The organism is Reyranella sp., assembly GCF_044224635.1.
Taxonomy (GTDB): domain Bacteria; phylum Pseudomonadota; class Alphaproteobacteria; order Reyranellales; family Reyranellaceae; genus Reyranella.
Genome location: NZ_JBGAKA010000030.1, coordinates 38,336 through 56,599, shown reverse-complemented (window position 1 = coordinate 56,599; position 18,264 = coordinate 38,336). Strand labels below are relative to the sequence as shown.

The window sequence follows — 18,264 nt, the reverse complement described above, 5'->3', positions numbered from 1 at the left end:
CAGAACTGGCGATAGAGCGGTCTCTTCTTGTGTTGATCGTGCTCTTCCGGACCGCGAGCGTCTCGCTCGCGGTCCGGAAGAGCAGGAGTCCGAGATCACGTCCGTCTGCGCATCAAGTAGATGTCCATGATCCAGCCGTTGGCGCGGCGCGCTTCGCTGCGCCGGCGATGAATCTCGTCGGACACTTCGGACAACGGGCCGGAAACGAGGATCTCGTCGGGCGTGCCGAGATAGGCCCCCCAGTAGATCTCCATGTCCTGGCCGGCGAAGCAGCGATATGTGTCCCCGCCGTCGAGCAGCACCACGACGCTCTCGCTGTCGCTGGGAAAGCCCTCGGCCAGGCGGCGGCCGGTGGTCAGCATGACCGGCTCGGCGATGCGGTTGAGCGGGATGCGATGCCGGGCCGCAAGCGCCTGGACGGCGGTGATGCCGGGGATCACCTCGTAGGCGATGGGGTGTCGGCCGGCGGCGGCGATCGCCTCGATGTTGCGGATCGTGCTGTCGTAGAGCATGGGATCGCCCCACACCAGGATGCCGGCCGTCTCGCCGTCCTTCATCTCGCTCTCGATCATGGTTTCGAGCACCGCCTGCTTGTTGCGGTTGAGCGCGTCGACCGCGGCACGGTAGTCGGCCGGCGCGGTATCGCGTGGCGGGCTCGGCGCTTCGGCGGTGCGCCAGGTGCGGCCCTGGATGTGTCGGTGACAGAGCTCGTCGCGCAGGGCGCGCAACTTCACCTTGGCCGGCCCCTTGTCCATCAGGAAGAAGACGTCGACCCGGTTCAGGGCCTTGATTGCCTGAACCGTGATGTAGTCGGGATCGCCGGCGCCGATGCCGATGATCAGGATCGTCTTCATGACCGCTGCTCCCGTGGGCTGCGGTCCTTGTATCAGCGGTTGGCGCGATATGCCCGCCCGCTCAGCCGGTCCAGGCGCGCCGTGTCGTCGAGAAGGCGATCACCAGGGAGAACGAGACGATGCCCAGGGCGACGAAGGCGAACAGGCCGCGCACGCCCCAGGCCAGCACGTCGAGCGCCAGCAGGCTGCCGCTGAGCACGATTGCGATGCGGCTCAAATTGGCCATCACCGGCCACACCATCTCGCCGGTTCCCTGCGAGGCGAAGTAGAGCGCCATCGCCAGCCCAAAGAAGCCATAGACCGGCCCGACGATATGCAGGTAGGTGCGGCCTGACGCCAGCGCGCCCGGATGGGCGGTGAACAGGCCGAGCCACAGATCGGGCCAGATCGCCACGACCGCGCCGATGGCGGCAGCGATGGTTCCCGCCATCAGGGCGCCGGTCCAGGCGACGCGTTGGGCGCGAGCGAACTGGCGGGCGCCGATGTTGGTGCCGACCAGGGTGGTGAGCGTCGCCCCGATGCCGAAGCTGATCGGCACCAGCATGTATTCCAGGCGGCTGCCGATGCCGTAGCCGGCGATGGCGGCGTCGCCTCCGCGGCCGACCAGGCCGGTCACCAGCAGCACCGTGCCGTTAGTCAGGATGACGACGAGGCAGGCGATCAGGCCGACCTTGAGGATGTCGCGGAACGAGGCCCAGCGGAACCCGCTCTGGGGCCAGCGCAGTCTCAGCGCGGCCTTGGGGCCGACCAGGCGCGAGGCCATCCACATCGCGGCGAGGGTGAAGGCGATGACGGCGGCGAGGGCGGGGCCGCGGATGCCGAGTTGCGGCAGCCCGAACCAGCCCAGGGTCAGGGCGCCGGCCAGGACGATCTGCAGCGCTGCCGTCAGGACCAGGGCGTAGCCCGGCGTCTTCATGTCGCCGGTGCCGCGCAGCACGGAGGCCAGCGAGTTGGCGATCCAATGGGCATAGCAGCCGAGGAACAGGATGGAGGCGAAGGCCTCGGCGCCGTCGAGCACGCCGCCGTTGCCGCCCAGGGCGCCATAGATTGTGCGGCCGAAGCCGACGAAAACGATCGCGAACAAGGTCGCCATGCCGAGCGCGATCACCAGCGCATGGGCGGCCGCGGCTTCAGCGGCCGCCCGATTGCCCGAGCCAAGCGCGCGCGCCACCGACGACGACACGCCGCCGCCCATGGCGCCGGCCGACATCTGGCCGAGCGCCATCTGGGTTGGGAAGACGAGGGCAAGGGCTGCAAGGTCGATGATGCCGAGCTGGCTCACGAACCAGCTGTCGGAAATGCTGACCAAACTCTGCATCGCCACGTTCAGCACATTGGGCGCGGCCAGGGTCAGGATGGTGGGCACGATCGGCCCTGCCAGCATCATTTGCCGGCGCTCAACGGGACTCATGACGCGCTAGGTAGCATGCGCGTCGCGCGCTGCTCGCAAGCTTATCTCATGATCCCATCATTGGACGTCAAGGTGCGCCATGGGATCAACGCCGGGCGTGCAGCCTGAGGACGGTTTGGGCCAGCTCGTCGATGGTGCGGATTTCCGCGACGACATTCATGGGCATCGTGACGTCAAAACGGTCCTCGAGCTCCATGATCAAGTCCATGATCGTCAGAGAATCGACCGTGAGGCTGTTGCAGATCACGGTGTCGCCGGTGATCGGCGTTTCTCCGGCATGATAAGGGGTCAGGTGGCGGCGAATCTCACGCATCACCTTCATCTGGAGCGTGACGCGCTCCGCATTTCCGGCGACCAGAACATCCGTGCTGTGCAAATCGACCTCCGCCGATGGACCTCAATGGCATCGGACAGGAATGTGCCGCCAATGGGAAATAACAAATCGTTACAGCATGTTGCGTTAGATTTCATAATGTTGCGGCTGAACGGGCAATCGGGCTTCAGAACATCAGCGAACGCTTTCATCCTTCTCCTCCCCAGCTTTGCTGAGGTGTCGGCGTCTTACGCCGACGGAGCAACTGTGCTTTTTCAGGCGTGGGTTTTAGAGGCATGAAGAAATCTACAGTGATGGACTGTAGGCGCAGTGCGGGCGGCAGCGAGCGAGGTGACCGGCAGGCGAGGCCGACCGGTCACGACGTCATCACTGTGTTTCTTGCCGGCTATTCCTCTGACGGGTTGCTCCCAGGCCATCCGCTTCCGCCGGCGCGGCCAGTCTACCGCCAGTCGCCCGTGTTATGCCATCAACCTTCGAGAACGTCGCTGGCACCGTCGCTTTGGCAGTGGCCCGGCCGGATCTCTTCGCCTCGCTTTGAGCACCTTGTTGTTGAGAATGGTGATCAGTTTTCGCATGCAGGCGATCAAAGCAGCTTTCTTCGCTTGCCCATGGCCAGCAGGCTCGTAGTAGGCCTTGAGGGCCGGATTCGTGCTGGTGGCGCGAGATCGGCGAAGAGCAGCTTGCGCAGCTTGTCGACCACGCTGATCGCCGGCGCCGTGCCGATCTCCACGCTGTCGTCGTCGTAGGGGGCGACACCGAGCAAGGCGGCAGCGGCGGATTTATCGACGCGGCGAAACCGGGCCATGAAGGCGGCCACGCCGGCCGTTGCGGTATCGCCCAGCCCGGCATGCTTCGGATGATGGCGGCGCGCTCGGCGAACTCGGCGTGAAGCTTGAGCCTGGCGGCGATTGGCCGCCTCCAGCTTGGCGATCTGCGTGGTGAGCGCCTTCGAGGCCGCCCCGATGAAGCGCGCTTCGGCCGGCTGATCGTGCTCGGTTCGATTGCCGATCCGCGTCTGCAGGTCGATCAGGCCAGCCGGGCCAATGCCCAATGTCCGCATCGAGCCGCGCTGGCGGCGATCGCGAAACTGCCCGGTTGGTCGGTGAAAGGTCGTCCTGTGCCGGCGATCATCCTGGCATCGATCGAGATGTTCTTCGCCCGGCCCGCCGACCCTGGCGAAGGCCGGCGGACCACGCACCTGGATCGACGATCACCACCTCCACGCCAGCCTGCTCGAGCGACTTCGCCCAGCTCTCTTCGTAGCCGCCGGTCGCTTCCATCACCGCCGGCGAGCAGCGTGCTCGGAAGCCAGCTCAGCAGCTCCGCGACGGCCTTCCGGGGTATTGCTGTCCGCTCCGCCGACGCCGAGCGAATACCAGGCATCGACCTTGTCGCTGACATCGAGGCCGACAACTGCTCTGATCTGTGCCATCCTCCGGCTCCCTTGCGCCCGCCGTTCGGGCTCCGGCCCAAGCAACTGTTCGGTGCCCAAGGCCATCGACCTGCTCGCTCCGTCCGGGATCGCGCACGGGGTCCTGCCGGAAACGGGTCGACGACGGGCGCTTCATCAGCAGCCGCCCGTTCACTACGCACACCGAGTCTGAAGGCACCAGGAGAGGACATCATGAGCCCTCGTCCGCGATGGCCGCGGACACCTCCCCAACACAGCTGGTGGGGAGAGAAGAATGCAGATGGGCACCACCGCGCGCTCCCGGCCCCTGACCCCTCCGTCCGCGATGACGCGGACACCTCCCCACGCAAGGCGTGGGGAGGAGAATGAAACGCGCCCTTTGAGCGCGTTCGCTACTCCGCGGCGAGCGGAGCCGGCGCGAGCCACTCGTCGAAATCGTGCAGCGCCCTGGCCGACAGGGCCTGCTTGCGTTCCTTGCCGCGCAGCGTGCCGGGCAGCGGCGGGAACAGGCCGAAATTGACGTTCATCGGTTGGAACGTCGTGGCGTCGGCGCCACCGGTGATATGGCCGAGCAGGGCGCCCATGGCGGTCGTCGGCGGTGGTGCGCTCAGGGCGCGGCCCAGCCGTTCCACGGCGGCGAAGCGTCCGGTCAGCAGGCCGATGGCGGCGCTCTCGACATAGCCCTCGCAGCCGGTGATCTGGCCGGCGAAGCGCAGGCGCGGCATCGCCTTCAGCCGCAGCGTCGCGTCGAGCAGGCGCGGGCTGTTGAGGAAGGTGTTGCGGTGCAGACCGCCCAGGCGGGCGAATTCGGCACCCTGCAGGCCCGGGATGGTGCGAAAGACGCGCGTCTGCTCGCCGTGCTTCAGCTTGGTCTGGAAGCCCACGATGTTCCACAGGGTGCCGAGCGCGTTGTCCTGGCGCAGCTGCACGACCGCCCACGGGCGACGGCCGGTGCGCGGATCGCGCAGGCCAACCGGCTTCATCGGCCCGAAGCGCAGCGTGTCGAGGCCGCGCGCCGCCATCACCTCGATTGGCAGGCAGCCATCGAAGTAGGGCGTGTTGCTCTCCCATTCCTTGAACTCGGTCTTGTCGGCGGCGAGCAGGGCGGCGACGAAGGCCTCGTAGCCCGGCTTGTCGAGCGGACAGTTGAGGTAGTCGGCGCCGTCACCGCCCGGGCTGCCCTTGTCGTAGCGCGACTGCTTCCAGGCGACCGAAAGATCGATGCTGTCGTGATGGACGATAGGGGCGATGGCGTCGAAGAACGCGAGCGAGTCCTCGCCGGTCAGGCTGCGGATGGCGTCGGCCAGGGCAGGGGAGGTGAGCGGGCCGGTGGCGACGATCACGCTGTCCCAGGCAGCGGGCGGCAGGCCTGCCATCTCCTCGCGCATGAGCTCGACCAGGGGGTGGTCCAACAGGGCTTGTTGCACGGCGGCTGAGAAACCGTGTCGGTCGACAGCGAGCGCGCCGCCCGCCGGCAGGCGATGGGCGTCGGCCGCCCGCATGATCAGCGAGCCGGCCCGCCGCATCTCCTCGTGCAGCAGCCCGACGGCGTTGTTGGCCGCATCGTCGGACCGGAAGGAGTTCGAGCAGACGAGCTCCGCCAGGGACTCGGTCTGGTGCGCCTCGGTGGCGCGTTGCGGCCGCATCTCGTGCAGGACGACCGGGACCCCCTCGGACGCGAGCTGCCAGGCCGCTTCGCTGCCCGCGAGGCCACCGCCGATAATGTGAACGCTCTTGCTGCTTGACGTCATCCTGTCCGACCTGAAACCGTGCGCTCTCTTAAACAGGGGGAGCCATCATGGCCATCACGTATCACAATCCCAAATCGGTATCGCTGGCCGGCAAGTATAGCCTGGGCGCCGAGGTGCCGCAGGGTGCCCGTGTGCTGTTCATGTCGGGCCAGGTTGGCGTCGATTCGCGTGGCAAGCTGCAGGCCGGCATCGAGAAGCAGTGCACCCAGGCCTGGAAGAACATCGGCCAGGTGCTGAGGGCCGCCGGCATGGGCTTCCGCGACATCGTCAAGGTCAACGTCTTCCTCACCGACAGCCGCTTCATCGAGCCCTATCGCGCGACTCGCGCAGCGTTCGTTTCGGCGGAGCCGTATCCGGCCTCGACGCTCCTGATCGTGCAGGGGCTGGCCGATCCCGGCATGCTGGTCGAGATCGAGGCGGTCGCGGCGACCTAGGCCGGCTTGACACCTATTATGCTCATAAATAGCATTACTCTACTATACTCATAGTGAGCATAATTGGACTCCGGTCGTCATGTCTGATTCGCTGAAGGTCGCGCTGGCCCAGCTCAATCCCAAAGTCGGCGATGTCGCCGGCAATCTCGCCAAGGTCCGCGCCGCCCGAGCAGAGGCGGCGCGCCAGGGAGCCGAGCTGGTCCTGACCTCCGAGCTCGTGCTGTCGGGTTACCCGCCCGAGGACCTGGTGCTGAAGCCCGCCTTCCAGAAGCGCTGTCACGAGGCGGTCGAAGCGCTGCGCGCCGACACAAGCGACGGCGGGCCGGCGCTGTTCGTCACCACGCCGTGGCGCGAGGCCGACAAGCTGCACAACGCCATCATCTGCCTCAACAAGGGGGAAGTGATCGGCAAGCGCTTCAAGGTCGATCTGCCGAACTACGGCGTGTTCGACGAGAAGCGCGTATTCGCGCCCGGGCCGATGCCGGGGCCGCTGGTCTTCAACGGCGTGCGCCTCGGCGTGCCGATCTGCGAGGACGTGTGGACGGCCGATGTCGTCGAATGCATCTCCGAGACCGGCGGCGAGATCCTGCTGGTGCCCAACGGCTCGCCCTACGAAGTCGGCAAGACCGACATTCGCGTGCAGCTCGGCGTGCAGCGCGTCGTCGAAAGCGGCCTGCCCTTCGTCTACCTCAACCAGGTGGGCGGCCAGGACGAGCTGGTGTTCGATGGCGGCTCGTTCGTGCTCGGCGCCGACCGGGCGCTCAAGGCCAAGCTCGCGTCGTTCCGCGAGGAAGTCGCGACCATCGAGTTCCGCCGGGGCACCAATGGCTGGGAGTGCCAGTCCGCGGCAATCGCGCGCGAGCTCTCCGACCTCAACTCGATCTACCAGGCGATGATGCTGGGCCTGCGCGACTATGTGAACAAGACCGGTTTCCCGTCCGTCCTGATCGGCTTGTCGGGCGGCGTCGATTCGGCGCTGACGGCGGCGCTGGCCGTCGATGCGCTCGGACCGTCACGGGTGCATACGGTGATGATGCCCTCGCGCTACACCAGCGGTGCTTCGCTAGAAGACGCCAAGGCCTGCGCCCAGGCCCTGGGTGTCCGTCACGACATCGTCGACATCGAGCCGGCTATCGAGGCGTATGCCAGGATGCTGACGCCGCTGTTCGGCAATGCCGCCCCAGACGTCACCGAGGAGAACATCCAGAGCCGCGCCCGCGCCGTCACCCTGATGGCGCTGTCGAACAAGCTCGGCGGGATGGTGGTGACGACCGGCAACAAGTCGGAGATGGCGGTGGGCTATGCCACGCTCTATGGCGACATGTGCGGCGGCTTCAACGTCTTGAAGGACGTCTACAAGACCACCGTGTTCGAGCTCTGCCGATGGCGAAATCACCACTGGCCCGAGGGATCCGTCGGGCCGGTCGGCCACGTGATCCCAGAGCGTATCATCGACAAGCCGCCGTCGGCCGAGCTGCGCGCCGACCAGAAGGACGAGGACTCCCTGCCGCCTTATCCGTCGCTCGACGCCATCCTGCGCGGTCTGATCGAGCGTGATCTCGATGCCGAAACGCTGGCGAGGGAGGGGCATGACCGCGCCGTCGTCGACCGCGTGTGGCGCCAGCTCGAGGCGGCGGAGTATAAGCGCCGGCAGGCGCCCCCGGGGGTGAAGATCACGGCGCGCAATGTCAGCCGGGAGCGTCGTTATCCCATCGTCAACGGCTTTCGCGGATAGGACCATCCATGCTGATCGCCCAGATCTCCGACATGCACATCAAGCCGCCGGGCGAGCTGCTCTTCAAGCGCATCGATACGGCCGGATTCCTCGAGCGGGCCGTGGCGCACGTGAAGGCGCTCGATCCGCAGCCCGACATCGTGCTGGCCACCGGCGATCTCGTCGATGGCGGCAAGGTGGAGGAGTATCAACTGCTTCGCCGCCTCCTGGCGCCGCTCGACAGGCCGGTTTACCTGATCCCGGGCAATCACGACGCCCGGGATCCTCTGCGCGAGGTCTTCCCCGATCACGCCTATCTGCCGCGGACCGGTTTCCTGCAGTACACGATCGAGGGCTGGCCTATGCGCCTGGTCGCGCTCGACACGCTGACGCCCGGCAAGACGCATGGCGAATTGTGCGCCGAGCGCTTGGACTGGCTGGAGGCGCGCCTTGCCGAAAGCGCCCAGCCGACGATCCTGTTCCTGCACCATCCACCTTTTGATTGCGGCATCACGGCCTTCGACGGCCATCGATTGCGGGAAGGCGAGCCGCGCCTGGCCGAGCTTGTGCAGCGCCACGGTCACGTCGAGCGCGCGCTGTGCGGGCATGTCCATCGCCCGATCCAGGTGCGCTGGGCCGGCACCATCGCCTCCGTGGCCCCCAGCACGGCACATCAGGCGACGCTCGACCTGCACGACCAGGCACCGTTGTCGATGATGATGGAGCCACCGGGAGTGGCCCTGCATTTGTGGCGCGGAGGTACCGGTCTCATCACGCACATGAGCTACATCGGGAACTACGAAGGGCCACGGCCGTTTCGCCCCGATCCATGACCGCGGCGCAGTCCCGCTTGAGTGAACGAACGAGTTCTCAGTCTCTGCTGAGGAAGCTGGGTCCTGGAATCATCACCGGCGCGGCGGACGATGACCCCAGCGGCATCGCCACCTACTCGCAGGCTGGCGCCCGGACCGGCTTCGCTCTCCTGTGGACGGTGGTCCTGACGTGGCCGCTCATGGTCGCGGTGCAGTCGGTCAGCGCCCGCATCGGGCGGGTCACCGGCCGCGGGCTCGCCGGCAACATGGCCCTGGTGTTTCCGCGCAGCGTCGTCACGGCCCTCGTGCTGCTGCTGTTCCTGGCCAACACGATCAACCTCGGCGCCGACCTCGCTGCGATGGGCGCGGCGGCGCGATTGATGCTGGGCGGGGGGAGCACGCACCTCTTCACGATCGCCTTCGCGATTGGTTCCCTGCTGGCCATCGTCTTCGTGCCCTATCACCGCTATGTCGGGCTGTTGAAGTGGTTCACCTTTTCCCTGCTTGCCTATGTCGGCGTGGTATTCAGCGTGAAGATCGATTGGCAGGCTGTCGGAGCCGGTGCCTTCGTGCCTCGCTTCGAGTTGTCGGGTGAATCTTTCACGCTGATTGTCGCGATCTTCGGTACCACCATCAGCCCCTACCTGTTCTTCTGGCAGAGTTCCCAAGAGGTCGAGGAAGAAGAAGCCGATCCCGATGCCGGACCGTTGATCGTGCATCCCGAGCAGGCAAATCGCGAGCTGAGCCGCATCAGCTGGGAGACCTGGGCCGGCATGGCGATCTCGAACCTCATTGCCTTCTTCATCATTCTCACGACGGCGGTGACCCTGCACGCCAGCGGCAAGACCGATATCCAGTCGGCCGAGCAGGCCGCCGAGGCGTTGCGACCGATCGCCGGCGACGCAGCATTCATTCTGTTCAGTCTCGGTCTGATCGGCACCGGCCTGCTGGCCATCCCCGTGTTGGCGGGCTCGGCGGCTTACGCCGCCGCCGAGGCGCGCGGGTGGCGCACCGGCCTCGAGCGACCGCTGAACGAGGCGCGGCCGTTCTACCTCGTGATCGCCGTTGCCATTCTGCTCGGCGTGTCGGTCGAGTTCACGTCGCTCGATCCGATCAAGGCACTGGTCTGGAGCGCGGTGCTGAATGGCGTGATCGTCGTGCCGATCATGGCGGCAATGATGATCATGGTCAGCCGACCCAAGCTCATGGGCAAGTTCGTCGCCGCCCCTTGGCAACTCCTCCTCGGGTGGAGTGCCACGGCGATCATGGCCGCGGCGGTCATCATGATGTTCGTCCTGATGTGATGCAAAATCGCTGTCATCCCGAGCGCAGCGAGGGACCTTTTAAGGCCGCAGTAAAAGGTCCCTCGCTGCGCTCGGGATGACAGTCGTACTGTCTCAGTCCTGCATTGATCAAGCCGACGAGCGCGAGCAGGAATTGGCGGGATCACGAAAGGGCTGGCGCCGTGTTCGTCAGTCGAGGGCCGTTTCACCGACAGGGTTTCGATATGACGAGGATTCTGTTCCTGCCCGGCGCTGGCGCTTCCCCCGACTTCTGGAAGCCGGTCGGGTCGCGTCTTCCGGCGGAATGGCCGAAGCATTATTTTGGTTGGCCGGGGCTCGGCGATCAGCCGCATGATCCGGCGATCACGAGCCTCGACGATCTGGTCGGGCTGGTCGCCAAGCATATGGATGAGCCTGTCGACCTGGTGGCCCAGTCGATGGGCGGGGTCATTGCGGCCCGCTTGGCGCTGGCGCTTCCCGATCGCGTGCGCAGGCTGGTGCTGACCGTTACGTCCGGCGGGGTCGATATGGCCGGCCTCGGCGGCTCGGATTGGCGAGCCAGCTATCGCAAGTCATATCCCCGGGCGGCGGAATGGATCACGGCGTCGAGATCGTCGCCCAGCCTGCCGGTCGAGAAGATCACCGCCCCGACGCTCCTGATCTGGGGCGATGCCGATCCGATCAGTCCCGTCGCCGTGGGAGAGCACTTGCAGGCTCGCCTGCCGGCCGCCCGACTTCACGTCGTGCCGGGCGGCGACCATGACCTCGCGGAGACGCATGCCGGGCCCGTGGCGGCGCTGATCGCCGAGCATCTCGGCTGAACGATACTCTCACTATCCTCCCCAGCTTCGCTGGGGAGGTGCCCCGTCTTACGGGGCGGAGGGGTCATGAGCCTCAGTCTCGTTGCTCATGACCCCTCCGTCGCCGAAGACGGCGACACCTCCCCAACAGAGTTGGGGAGGAGTTTGAAGAGTGGCGCGCTCCCAGCGGGGCCTACCGCTTGACCGTGCGGCCGAGTGCCGACTCGTAGACCTTCAGGATCGCCGAGCTGTCGTTGGGGCCGTGTCCCATGCCGCGCGCCAGGCGCTGCAGGTTGTGGGTCGAGGAGCCCTGCGGCAGCGGCACGCCGAGCTCGTCGCCCAGCTCGAGGGCGAGATGGAGGTCCTTGTACGCAAGGTTGAGGGCGAAGCTCGGCTCCAGGCGGCCCGACAGGGCGCGCTCCGAGAAGCTCTTGAAAGCGTTCGAGTTGCCGCTCGAGTTGGCGACGACCTGAATCAGCTTCTGCGGGTCGAGGCCGGCGGTCACGCCGAGCATCAACCCCTCGGCTGCCGCCGCGGCGTTGCAGAACGCCATCATGTTGTTGACCAGCTTGGCCACCGTCCCGCTGCCGAGCTCGCCCATGTGGATCACGTTGGCGCTGAACGACTGCAGCACAGGCAGGGCATCGTCGAACACTTTCTTGTCGCCGCCGACCATGATGGCGATGGTTGCGGCCTCGGCACCCACCGTGCCGCCGCTCACCGGCGCGTCGAGCATGGCGATGCCCTTGGCCGCCATCGCCGCACCGATCTTCTTCACCATGGACGGCGCGTTGGTGCTGAGATCGATGTAGGTCTGGCCCTTGCCGATGTTGGCGAGGATACCGCCGTCGCCCAGGGTGACGGCTTCGACATCCTTGGGCATAGGCAGGGACGTCATGATCACGTCGGCGCCCTTGGTCACGTCGGCGATCGACTTGGCCGCGGTCGCGCCGAGGTCGGTGCAGGTCTTCACGGCGGCGGCGTTGAGGTCGAACACCGAAACCTGGTGATTGCTGCGCTTGACGATGTTGCGGCACATGGGGCCGCCCATGTTGCCGACGCCGATGAATCCGACCTTCACGCTTGCCTCCCGGTAGAAGTGACGGCGCACTATACGACAGTTCGGGGCACGGCGGTGTTTCGCGTTGCAACGCGGCAGGGCAATATGCCGGCAAAACGATATCGAGAAAGACAGAAGGATCGCCCCGCCCATGGCGCGCAACAAGCTTCATCCCATTCCGCATCCGCCGCGCACGCCCGTGCTGGGCAACATGCTCACCGTCGATGGCGACGCTCCCATCCAGGACCTCATGCGGATCTCCCGCGAGCAGGGGCCGATCTTCTGGCTCGACATGATGGGCACCCCTCTTGTTGTCGTATCGGGCGCTGACCTCGTTGCCGAGCTGTGCGACGAGACGCGCTTCGACAAGGCGGTGCGCGGCTCGCTGCGCCGGGTCCGCATGCTGGGCGGCGACGCGCTGTTCACTGCCGAGACACAGGAGCCCAACTGGCAGAAGGCACATAACATCCTGCTGCCGACCTTCGCCCACCGCATGATGCAGACCTATCACGAAGGCATGCTCGACATCGCCGAGCAGCTCGTCACCAAGTGGGAGCGGCTGAACGCCGACGAGGAGATCGACGTGGTGCGCGACATGACCGCGCTCACCCTGGATACGATCGGCCTGTGCGGATTCAATTACCGCTTCAACTCGTTCTATCGCAGCGACAACCATCCCTACGTCGAATCGCTGGTGCGCGCCCTCGAGGCAGTGATGAAGATGCGCGGCCTGCCGCTCGAGGACATCACCCAGCGCAAGAGCCGCAAGAAGCTCGAGCAGGACGTCGGCTTCATGAACGGCATCGCCGACCGCATCATCCGGGAACGGCGCGAGATCCCGGCCGACGAAACCGTCAAGCCTGACCTCTTGGGCTACATGCTGTCAGGCGTCGACCGGCAGAGCGGCGAGCGGCTGGACGACGTCAACATCCGCTATCAGATGAACACCTTCCTGATCGCCGGGCATGAGACGACCAGCGGCATGCTGTCGTTCGCGATCTACTTTCTGCTCAACAATCCGCACGTTATCCAGAAGGCGTACGAGGAGGTCGACCGCGTGCTCGGCCGCGACGTCAATGCCCGGCCGACCGCACAGCAGGTGAACCAGCTGATCTATATCGGTCAGATCCTGAAGGAATCGCTGCGCCTGTGGCCGACTGCCCCGGCCTTCGGCCTGTACCCCTATCAGAACGAGACGATTGGCGGGAAATACAAGCTGCGCAAGCGCACTTTCGTCACCGTGCTGACGGCGATGCTGCATCGCGACAAATCCGTGTGGGGGCCGCAGGCCGAAATATTCAATCCCGACAATTTCGCGCCCGAGCGCGAGGCCAGGATGCCGCCGCACGCCTTCAAGCCGTTCGGTAACGGCCAGCGTGCCTGCATCGGCCGGCAGTTCGCCATGACCGAGGCCACCCTGGTGCTCGGGTTGATCCTGCAACGCTTCCGGCTGATCGATCACGCGCGCTACCAGCTCAAGATCAAGGAATCGCTCACCATCAAGCCAGAGGGACTGATGATGCGCGTCCGTCTACGGCCTGACGTGGTGCGCGGCAGCGGCGCGGCCGTGCTGGCAAAGCCCGCGTCCAGGAAGGCGCCTGCGAAGAAGTCGGCGCGCAGCCATGGGACGAAGCTCACCGTGCTGTTCGGCTCGAACATGGGGACAGCCGAGGAATTGGCCCGCACGATTGCCGAAGCGGGTGAAGTCCAGGGCTTTACGGCATCGCTCGCGAGCCTGGACGACAGCGCCGGCAGCATCCCCACCGAGGGCGCCGTCGCGATCGTCTGCGCGTCGTACAACGGCAGCCCACCCGACAATGCGGGCGCCTTCATTGCCGCGCTCGAGGACGCCGCGCCCGGATCGCTGGCCGGCGTGCGCTATACGGTGTTCGGCTGCGGCAATCGCGACTGGGCCTCGACCTACCAGGCCGTGCCTCGCCGGATCGACGAGCTGATGACGGCGAAAGGGGCGGAGCGGCTTTATCCGCGCGGCGAGGGCGATGCCAAGGAAGATCTCGATGGTCACTTCCAGGCGTGGAACGAGCCGCTAATGCCGGCGTTGGCTGGCAAGCTCGGCGTCAAGCTGGAAGGTGAAACGGGCCTCGCTCATGAACCGCTCTATCACGTGCTGGCGGTCGACAAACCGCCGGCCCATCCGCTGATCGGCGCGGCGGGCGCCTTGCCGATGCGTGTCCTCGTGAATCGTGAGCTGCAGAATGCCGGGACATCGGGCCGCAGCACCCGTCACATCGAGGTTCTGCTGCCCGACGGCGTCGGCTATCGCGCCGGCGATCATCTCAGCATCGTGCCGGAGAACGGCGCGGCCCTGGTCGAGCGTGCCCAGCGCCGCTTCGGGTTTGCCCCGGGAGCGCATGTCGTGCTGTCCGCCGCGGAAGGACGGCGCGCCCAGCTGCCGGTCGGCGAGGCGATCGCCGTTCACCGGCTGCTGTCGGAGTTTGTCGAGCTGCAGCTTCCGGCCACACGCAAGCAGGTCCAGACCATGGCGCAGCACACGCGGTGTCCGTTCACGCGCCCCAAGCTCGAATCGCTCCTGGCCGAGGATCGCTTTCGTGGCGAGGTTCTCGCCAAGCGCAAGTCGGTGCTCGACCTGCTTGAGGAGCATCCGGCCTGCGAGCTGCCGTTCGCAGCCTTCCTCGAGATGGTGCCGCTGATGGTGCCACGCTACTACTCGATCTCGTCGTCGCCGGTCGCCGATGGCGCGCGTTGCTCGATCACCACGGCGGTCGTGGAAGGGCCGGCGCGCTCGGGCACGGGTGTCTACTACGGCGTCTGTTCGAACTATCTCGCTCGACAGGTGGCTGGCGCCACCGTGCAGGCCTTCGTCAAGGAGACCAAGGCCGGCTTCCGCTTGCCGGTCGATCCTGCGGCTCCGATCGTCATGATCGGCCCGGGCACCGGCTTGGCGCCCTTCCGCGGTTTTCTGCGTGAGCGTGCGGCGCTCGCCGCCCAGGGACGTACCTTGGGCCCGGCCATGCTGTTCTTCGGCTGCCGTCATCCCGAGCAGGACTTCATCTATGCCGAAGAGCTCAGGGAGCACGCTGCCGCCGGCATCGTCGATCTGCACGTCGCCTTTTCGCGCCACGCCGGCAAGAAGACCTATGTACAAGACCTTCTGAACGAACAGGCTGACGGTGTCTGGTCACTGATCGAGCAGGGCGCCATCATCTATGTCTGTGGTGACGGCAGTCACATGGAGCCGGACGTCAAGCGCGCCCTGATGGCCATCCACGGCGAGAAATCGCGCGCCGGCGACTCGGCCAGCGAGGCGTGGATGGAGACGCTCGCCGCCGACGATCGCTACGTGCTCGACGTATGGGCAGGCACCTGATGGACGAGGCAGGACTCTGACGGACGATCGCGAGCGCGCCCGGCAGCTTCGCCGCATCAAGCTCGCGGCGACGGCGCTGCTGGCGTCCACGGCTACGCTGTTCCTGGTGGCGCGGCACCTCGAGCCGAGCCATTGGGCGTGGGGCTACGTGGCGGCGTTCGCCGCCGCGGCGACCGTCGGCGGCCTCGCCGACTGGTACGCCGTCATCGCCCTGTTCCGCCGGCCGCTCGGATTGCCGATCCCGCACACTGCGATCATTCCGCGCAATCACCTGCGCATCGCCGACACGCTGGGCAGCTTCATCGAGAGCAACTTCCTTGCCCCCGACCCGGTCGAGGCACGCCTGCGCGAAGTCGACTTCGCCGCCCTGGTGGCAGAATGGCTGTCCGACCGCGACCGGGCCCATGCGCTCGCCGGCTTCGCGCTGCGCCTGCTGCCCCAGACGCTCGGCGCCATCGAGCAGTCGGGCCTCAAGGGCTTTCTCGGCAAGCGCATCATGACGGAGCTGGAGCGGGTCGAGCTTGCTCCCCTGGCGGCTGGGATGCTGAGCGCCGTCACCGAAAAAGGCCGCCATCAGCGTCTGCTCGACGAATTGCTGGCAGCGCTCGAGAAGGTTTTGGGCAACGAGGAAACGCTGGCGGCCATGCGCGAGAAGATCCGCAAGGAGCTGCCGGCGCTGTTCAACCTCTATCGGGCCGACGCCTATCTGCTGCGGAAGATTGTCGCCTCGACCAATGCCTTCATCCAGGACGCCCGGGCCGATCGCCATCATCCGCTGCGGGCCGAGTTCGACGAATTCGTGACAGGTTTCATCGAGCGCCTGCGCACGTCGCCGGAGTTCGCCCGGCGCGCGGAAAGCCTCAAGCGCGACATGCTGGCGCGGCCGGAGATCGCCGCCATCGCCGAAGACGCCTGGGACAGCCTGCGCATGTTCCTCGAGCGCGACGCACAGGGCGCCGACGGCCAGATCGGCCGCCAGCTCGAGGTCATGCTGGTCGAGACCGGCGCCCAGCTGGCGCGCGACCCGGAAATCCGGGGCGAGATCAACCGAGGCATGGTGCGTGTGCTGGCCGACTTCGTGCAGAAGCAGAAGAGCGGAGTCGGCCGATTCATCGCCGATCAGGTCAAGTCATGGGACATCGACATGCTGGTCGACCGGATCGAGCTCACGGTCGGGCCCGACCTCCAATATATACGCTTCAATGGAACGCTGATCGGTGGCCTTGCCGGTTTGGTCTTGCATGTGCTGGAACAGGGGGTGAAGCTTCGTTTCTGACCGACGGGAGGTTCGTATGGCCGACGCACCCAACAGCTTCATGGATATGTTCAAGAATCTGGGCGAGCAGCTCAAGGTTCCCGCGCTCGATATGTCGAAGATCATGGAGCATCACCAGAAGAACCTTGAGGCCATGACGAAGTCGTGGCAGGCGGTGGCTGGCGGCGCGACCGAGGTCGCCAAGAAGCAGCGCGAAGTCTTCGACGAGGCGGTGAAGGACGTCACCGCGATGGTCCAGCAATACAAGCCGGCGGGCAATCCCCAGGAGATCATGGCCAAGCAGGCCGAGTTCGCCAAGAAGGCGATGGAAGCCGCCATCACCAACACGCGCGACATCGCCGAGCTGGTGCAGAGGTCCAGCACCGAGGCCTTCAAGATCGTCCAGGACAGGATGAAGGAGTCCTACGAGGAGATCCGTGCCACCGTGGAGAGGAGGAAGTAGCCACTTCCTTTCCTTCCCAGCTTCGCTGGGAAGGTGTCGCCGTCATACGGCGACGGGGAGGGATTTCATAGCTGGAAGCGCGCCACTCCGATGGCGCTCATAGGGTCTGTGATCCACAAGATGAGCGCCATCGGAGTGGCGCGCTTCCAGTGGAAGATCTACCCCCTCCGCCCCGTATGACGGGGCACCTCCCCGACTACCGAGGGAGGCCAATCCAAGGGCGTCCTAACCCCGGCGCCAGTCCGGATAGACCAGGCTCTTCCAGCCCGAGCGGTCGAACTTCTGCCATTGGCCTTCCGATTGGGCCAGGCGATCGGCGATGGCGTAGACGGCGGCGGGATGATGGCCGAGGCCGCAATGACTGCCGTAGACCTCGATGTTCTCGACCTCGTCGCGCTCCTCGTTGAGGCAGGTCTGCCAGGCACAGATGCCGTCGGAGCGGCTGAAGATCGATGTGGTGGGCACAGGCGGCGGATCGGCGAGCGCTCCGGCGATGTGATTGTCTCGATCGTCGACCCGCTGCCCGGAGGTGAGCTCGTAGACACGCCAGGCATTCGTCGCCTTGGGACTGCCGGTGAACGGGCTGCCCAGGCTGATCACAAGGCGCACCTTGTCAGGCAGGCGCTTGGCGAGCTGGCGGGCGTATATGCCGCCGAGGCTCCAGCCGACGAGGCTGAGTTTGCGGCCGCCGTGGCGCGCATACAGTTCCTCGATCCGCTCCATCATCGCCTGCTCCACGCCCGGGCGCAGCCCGAGATTGCGGCCCTGGTCCCAACCGTGCGCCGCGTAGCCCTGGTTCTTGAGGAAGCTGCGCAGCGGTCGGGTGGACAGGTCACTGGCGAGAAGCCCGGGGAGTACCAGCACGGGATGGCCGTCGCCGCGCGGCGCTGCGGCCAGCCACGGCCGCAACAGCATGAAAGCGCCCAGTTCCTGGACAGCGCGGCCCTCGAGCAGCAGGAGCGTTCGCGATGGTGGATGCAGCGCTTGGGCGGCGGCCGTCATGGGATCTCCTCGTGAGCGTAGCCAGACTCTCACATCTGGCTGTTCCACGGAAGGAGTTCAATCACCAAAGGCGCCAGTTTCCGTGTTCGCTGTCATGCTGAGGACATAGTTTCCACGGCAGCGACGTTGCCCGCCGCGATCGAAGAAAATCCACGGCTGATGGGTGGCGAGTGCGAGGCATGTCGGAAGCCGATCGCTGAGGTCGGGCTTCAGATCGAAGCGCGGGACTTCCGGGGCGATCGCCTGATGTGCAGCGACGGGCCCATTGTCGGAAAGGATGCGGCAATCCGCACGGCCGGGCATGGCGGGAGCGAACATTCCATTGTCCCGA

At 66.0% G+C, this 18,264-nt stretch carries 17 protein-coding genes; 8 read left to right on the top strand and 9 right to left on the bottom strand.

Annotated features, from left to right (window positions below):
* Positions 1-95: 95 nt before the first annotated feature.
* The 6 genes from cobF to trmFO all read right to left on the bottom strand — a co-directional run bounded on the left by cobF (position 96) and on the right by trmFO (position 5,761).
* Entirely contained in the window at positions 96-854 is a 759-nt protein-coding gene (gene cobF / locus ACILR9_RS23700) for a precorrin-6A synthase (deacetylating) (protein WP_395712432.1), read from the bottom strand.
* 61 nt (positions 855-915) lie between these two features.
* Positions 916-2,241: an MATE family efflux transporter gene (locus tag ACILR9_RS23695; RefSeq protein WP_395712431.1), complete on the bottom strand. Its 1,326-nt coding sequence runs from the start codon at positions 2,239-2,241 to the stop codon at positions 916-918.
* Between the two features lie 109 nt (positions 2,242-2,350).
* Positions 2,351-2,641, bottom strand: coding sequence for an acyl carrier protein (locus tag ACILR9_RS23690; protein ID WP_395712430.1), 291 nt, complete (start codon positions 2,639-2,641; stop codon positions 2,351-2,353).
* Positions 2,642-3,182: 541 nt separating this feature from the next.
* A complete protein-coding gene (locus ACILR9_RS23685; protein ID WP_395712429.1) occupies positions 3,183-3,797 on the bottom strand; it encodes a hypothetical protein in 615 nt (204 codons plus the stop codon).
* An 81-nt stretch (positions 3,798-3,878) separates the two neighbouring features.
* Entirely contained in the window at positions 3,879-4,031 is a 153-nt protein-coding gene (locus ACILR9_RS23680) for a hypothetical protein (RefSeq protein WP_395712428.1), read from the bottom strand.
* Positions 4,032-4,402: 371 nt separating this feature from the next.
* Complete coding sequence (gene trmFO / locus ACILR9_RS23675; protein ID WP_395712427.1) at positions 4,403-5,761, bottom strand: methylenetetrahydrofolate--tRNA-(uracil(54)-C(5))-methyltransferase (FADH(2)-oxidizing) TrmFO; 1,359 nt, start codon at positions 5,759-5,761, stop codon at positions 4,403-4,405.
* Between the two features lie 47 nt (positions 5,762-5,808).
* On the opposite strand from trmFO, the gene ACILR9_RS23670 reads away from it, so the two are divergent.
* From ACILR9_RS23670 to ACILR9_RS23650, 5 genes are all read left to right on the top strand, one after another.
* The gene (locus ACILR9_RS23670; protein ID WP_395712426.1) at positions 5,809-6,195 is read left to right on the top strand and encodes a RidA family protein; all 387 of its coding nucleotides are present in this window, start codon (positions 5,809-5,811) and stop codon (positions 6,193-6,195) included.
* Positions 6,196-6,274: 79 nt separating this feature from the next.
* Positions 6,275-7,930, top strand: a complete 1,656-nt coding sequence (locus ACILR9_RS23665) for an NAD+ synthase (RefSeq protein ID WP_395712425.1) — start codon at positions 6,275-6,277, stop codon at positions 7,928-7,930.
* A gap of 8 nt (positions 7,931-7,938) precedes the next feature.
* On the top strand, positions 7,939-8,742 hold the full coding sequence (locus ACILR9_RS23660) for a phosphodiesterase (RefSeq protein WP_395712424.1): 804 nt from the start codon (positions 7,939-7,941) through the stop codon (positions 8,740-8,742).
* A 17-nt stretch (positions 8,743-8,759) separates the two neighbouring features.
* Entirely contained in the window at positions 8,760-10,025 is a 1,266-nt protein-coding gene (locus ACILR9_RS23655) for an Nramp family divalent metal transporter (protein WP_395712423.1), read from the top strand.
* Positions 10,026-10,228: 203 nt separating this feature from the next.
* Positions 10,229-10,825: an alpha/beta fold hydrolase gene (locus tag ACILR9_RS23650; protein ID WP_395712422.1), complete on the top strand. Its 597-nt coding sequence runs from the start codon at positions 10,229-10,231 to the stop codon at positions 10,823-10,825.
* A gap of 172 nt (positions 10,826-10,997) precedes the next feature.
* On the opposite strand, the gene ACILR9_RS23645 is transcribed toward ACILR9_RS23650, so the two are convergent.
* Entirely contained in the window at positions 10,998-11,885 is an 888-nt protein-coding gene (locus ACILR9_RS23645) for an NAD(P)-dependent oxidoreductase (protein ID WP_395712421.1), read from the bottom strand.
* A gap of 130 nt (positions 11,886-12,015) precedes the next feature.
* On the opposite strand from ACILR9_RS23645, the gene ACILR9_RS23640 reads away from it, so the two are divergent.
* The 3 genes from ACILR9_RS23640 to ACILR9_RS23630 all read left to right on the top strand — a co-directional run bounded on the left by ACILR9_RS23640 (position 12,016) and on the right by ACILR9_RS23630 (position 16,931).
* Entirely contained in the window at positions 12,016-15,213 is a 3,198-nt protein-coding gene (locus ACILR9_RS23640) for a bifunctional cytochrome P450/NADPH--P450 reductase (RefSeq protein WP_395712420.1), read from the top strand.
* Positions 15,214-15,319: 106 nt separating this feature from the next.
* Positions 15,320-16,489: a DUF445 domain-containing protein gene (locus tag ACILR9_RS23635; RefSeq protein ID WP_395712419.1), complete on the top strand. Its 1,170-nt coding sequence runs from the start codon at positions 15,320-15,322 to the stop codon at positions 16,487-16,489.
* 16 nt (positions 16,490-16,505) lie between these two features.
* Positions 16,506-16,931: a phasin family protein gene (locus tag ACILR9_RS23630; RefSeq protein ID WP_395712418.1), complete on the top strand. Its 426-nt coding sequence runs from the start codon at positions 16,506-16,508 to the stop codon at positions 16,929-16,931.
* Positions 16,932-17,156: 225 nt separating this feature from the next.
* Here ACILR9_RS23630 and ACILR9_RS23625 read toward each other — a convergent pair whose 3' ends face one another.
* Positions 17,157-17,933 carry an esterase/lipase family protein gene (locus ACILR9_RS23625; protein ID WP_395712417.1) on the bottom strand — a complete coding sequence of 259 codons (777 nt, stop codon included), beginning with the start codon at positions 17,931-17,933 and terminating at the stop codon, positions 17,157-17,159.
* 57 nt (positions 17,934-17,990) lie between these two features.
* Positions 17,991-18,251, bottom strand: a complete 261-nt coding sequence (locus ACILR9_RS23620; protein ID WP_395712416.1) for a hypothetical protein — start codon at positions 18,249-18,251, stop codon at positions 17,991-17,993.
* Positions 18,252-18,264: the final 13 nt, after the last annotated feature.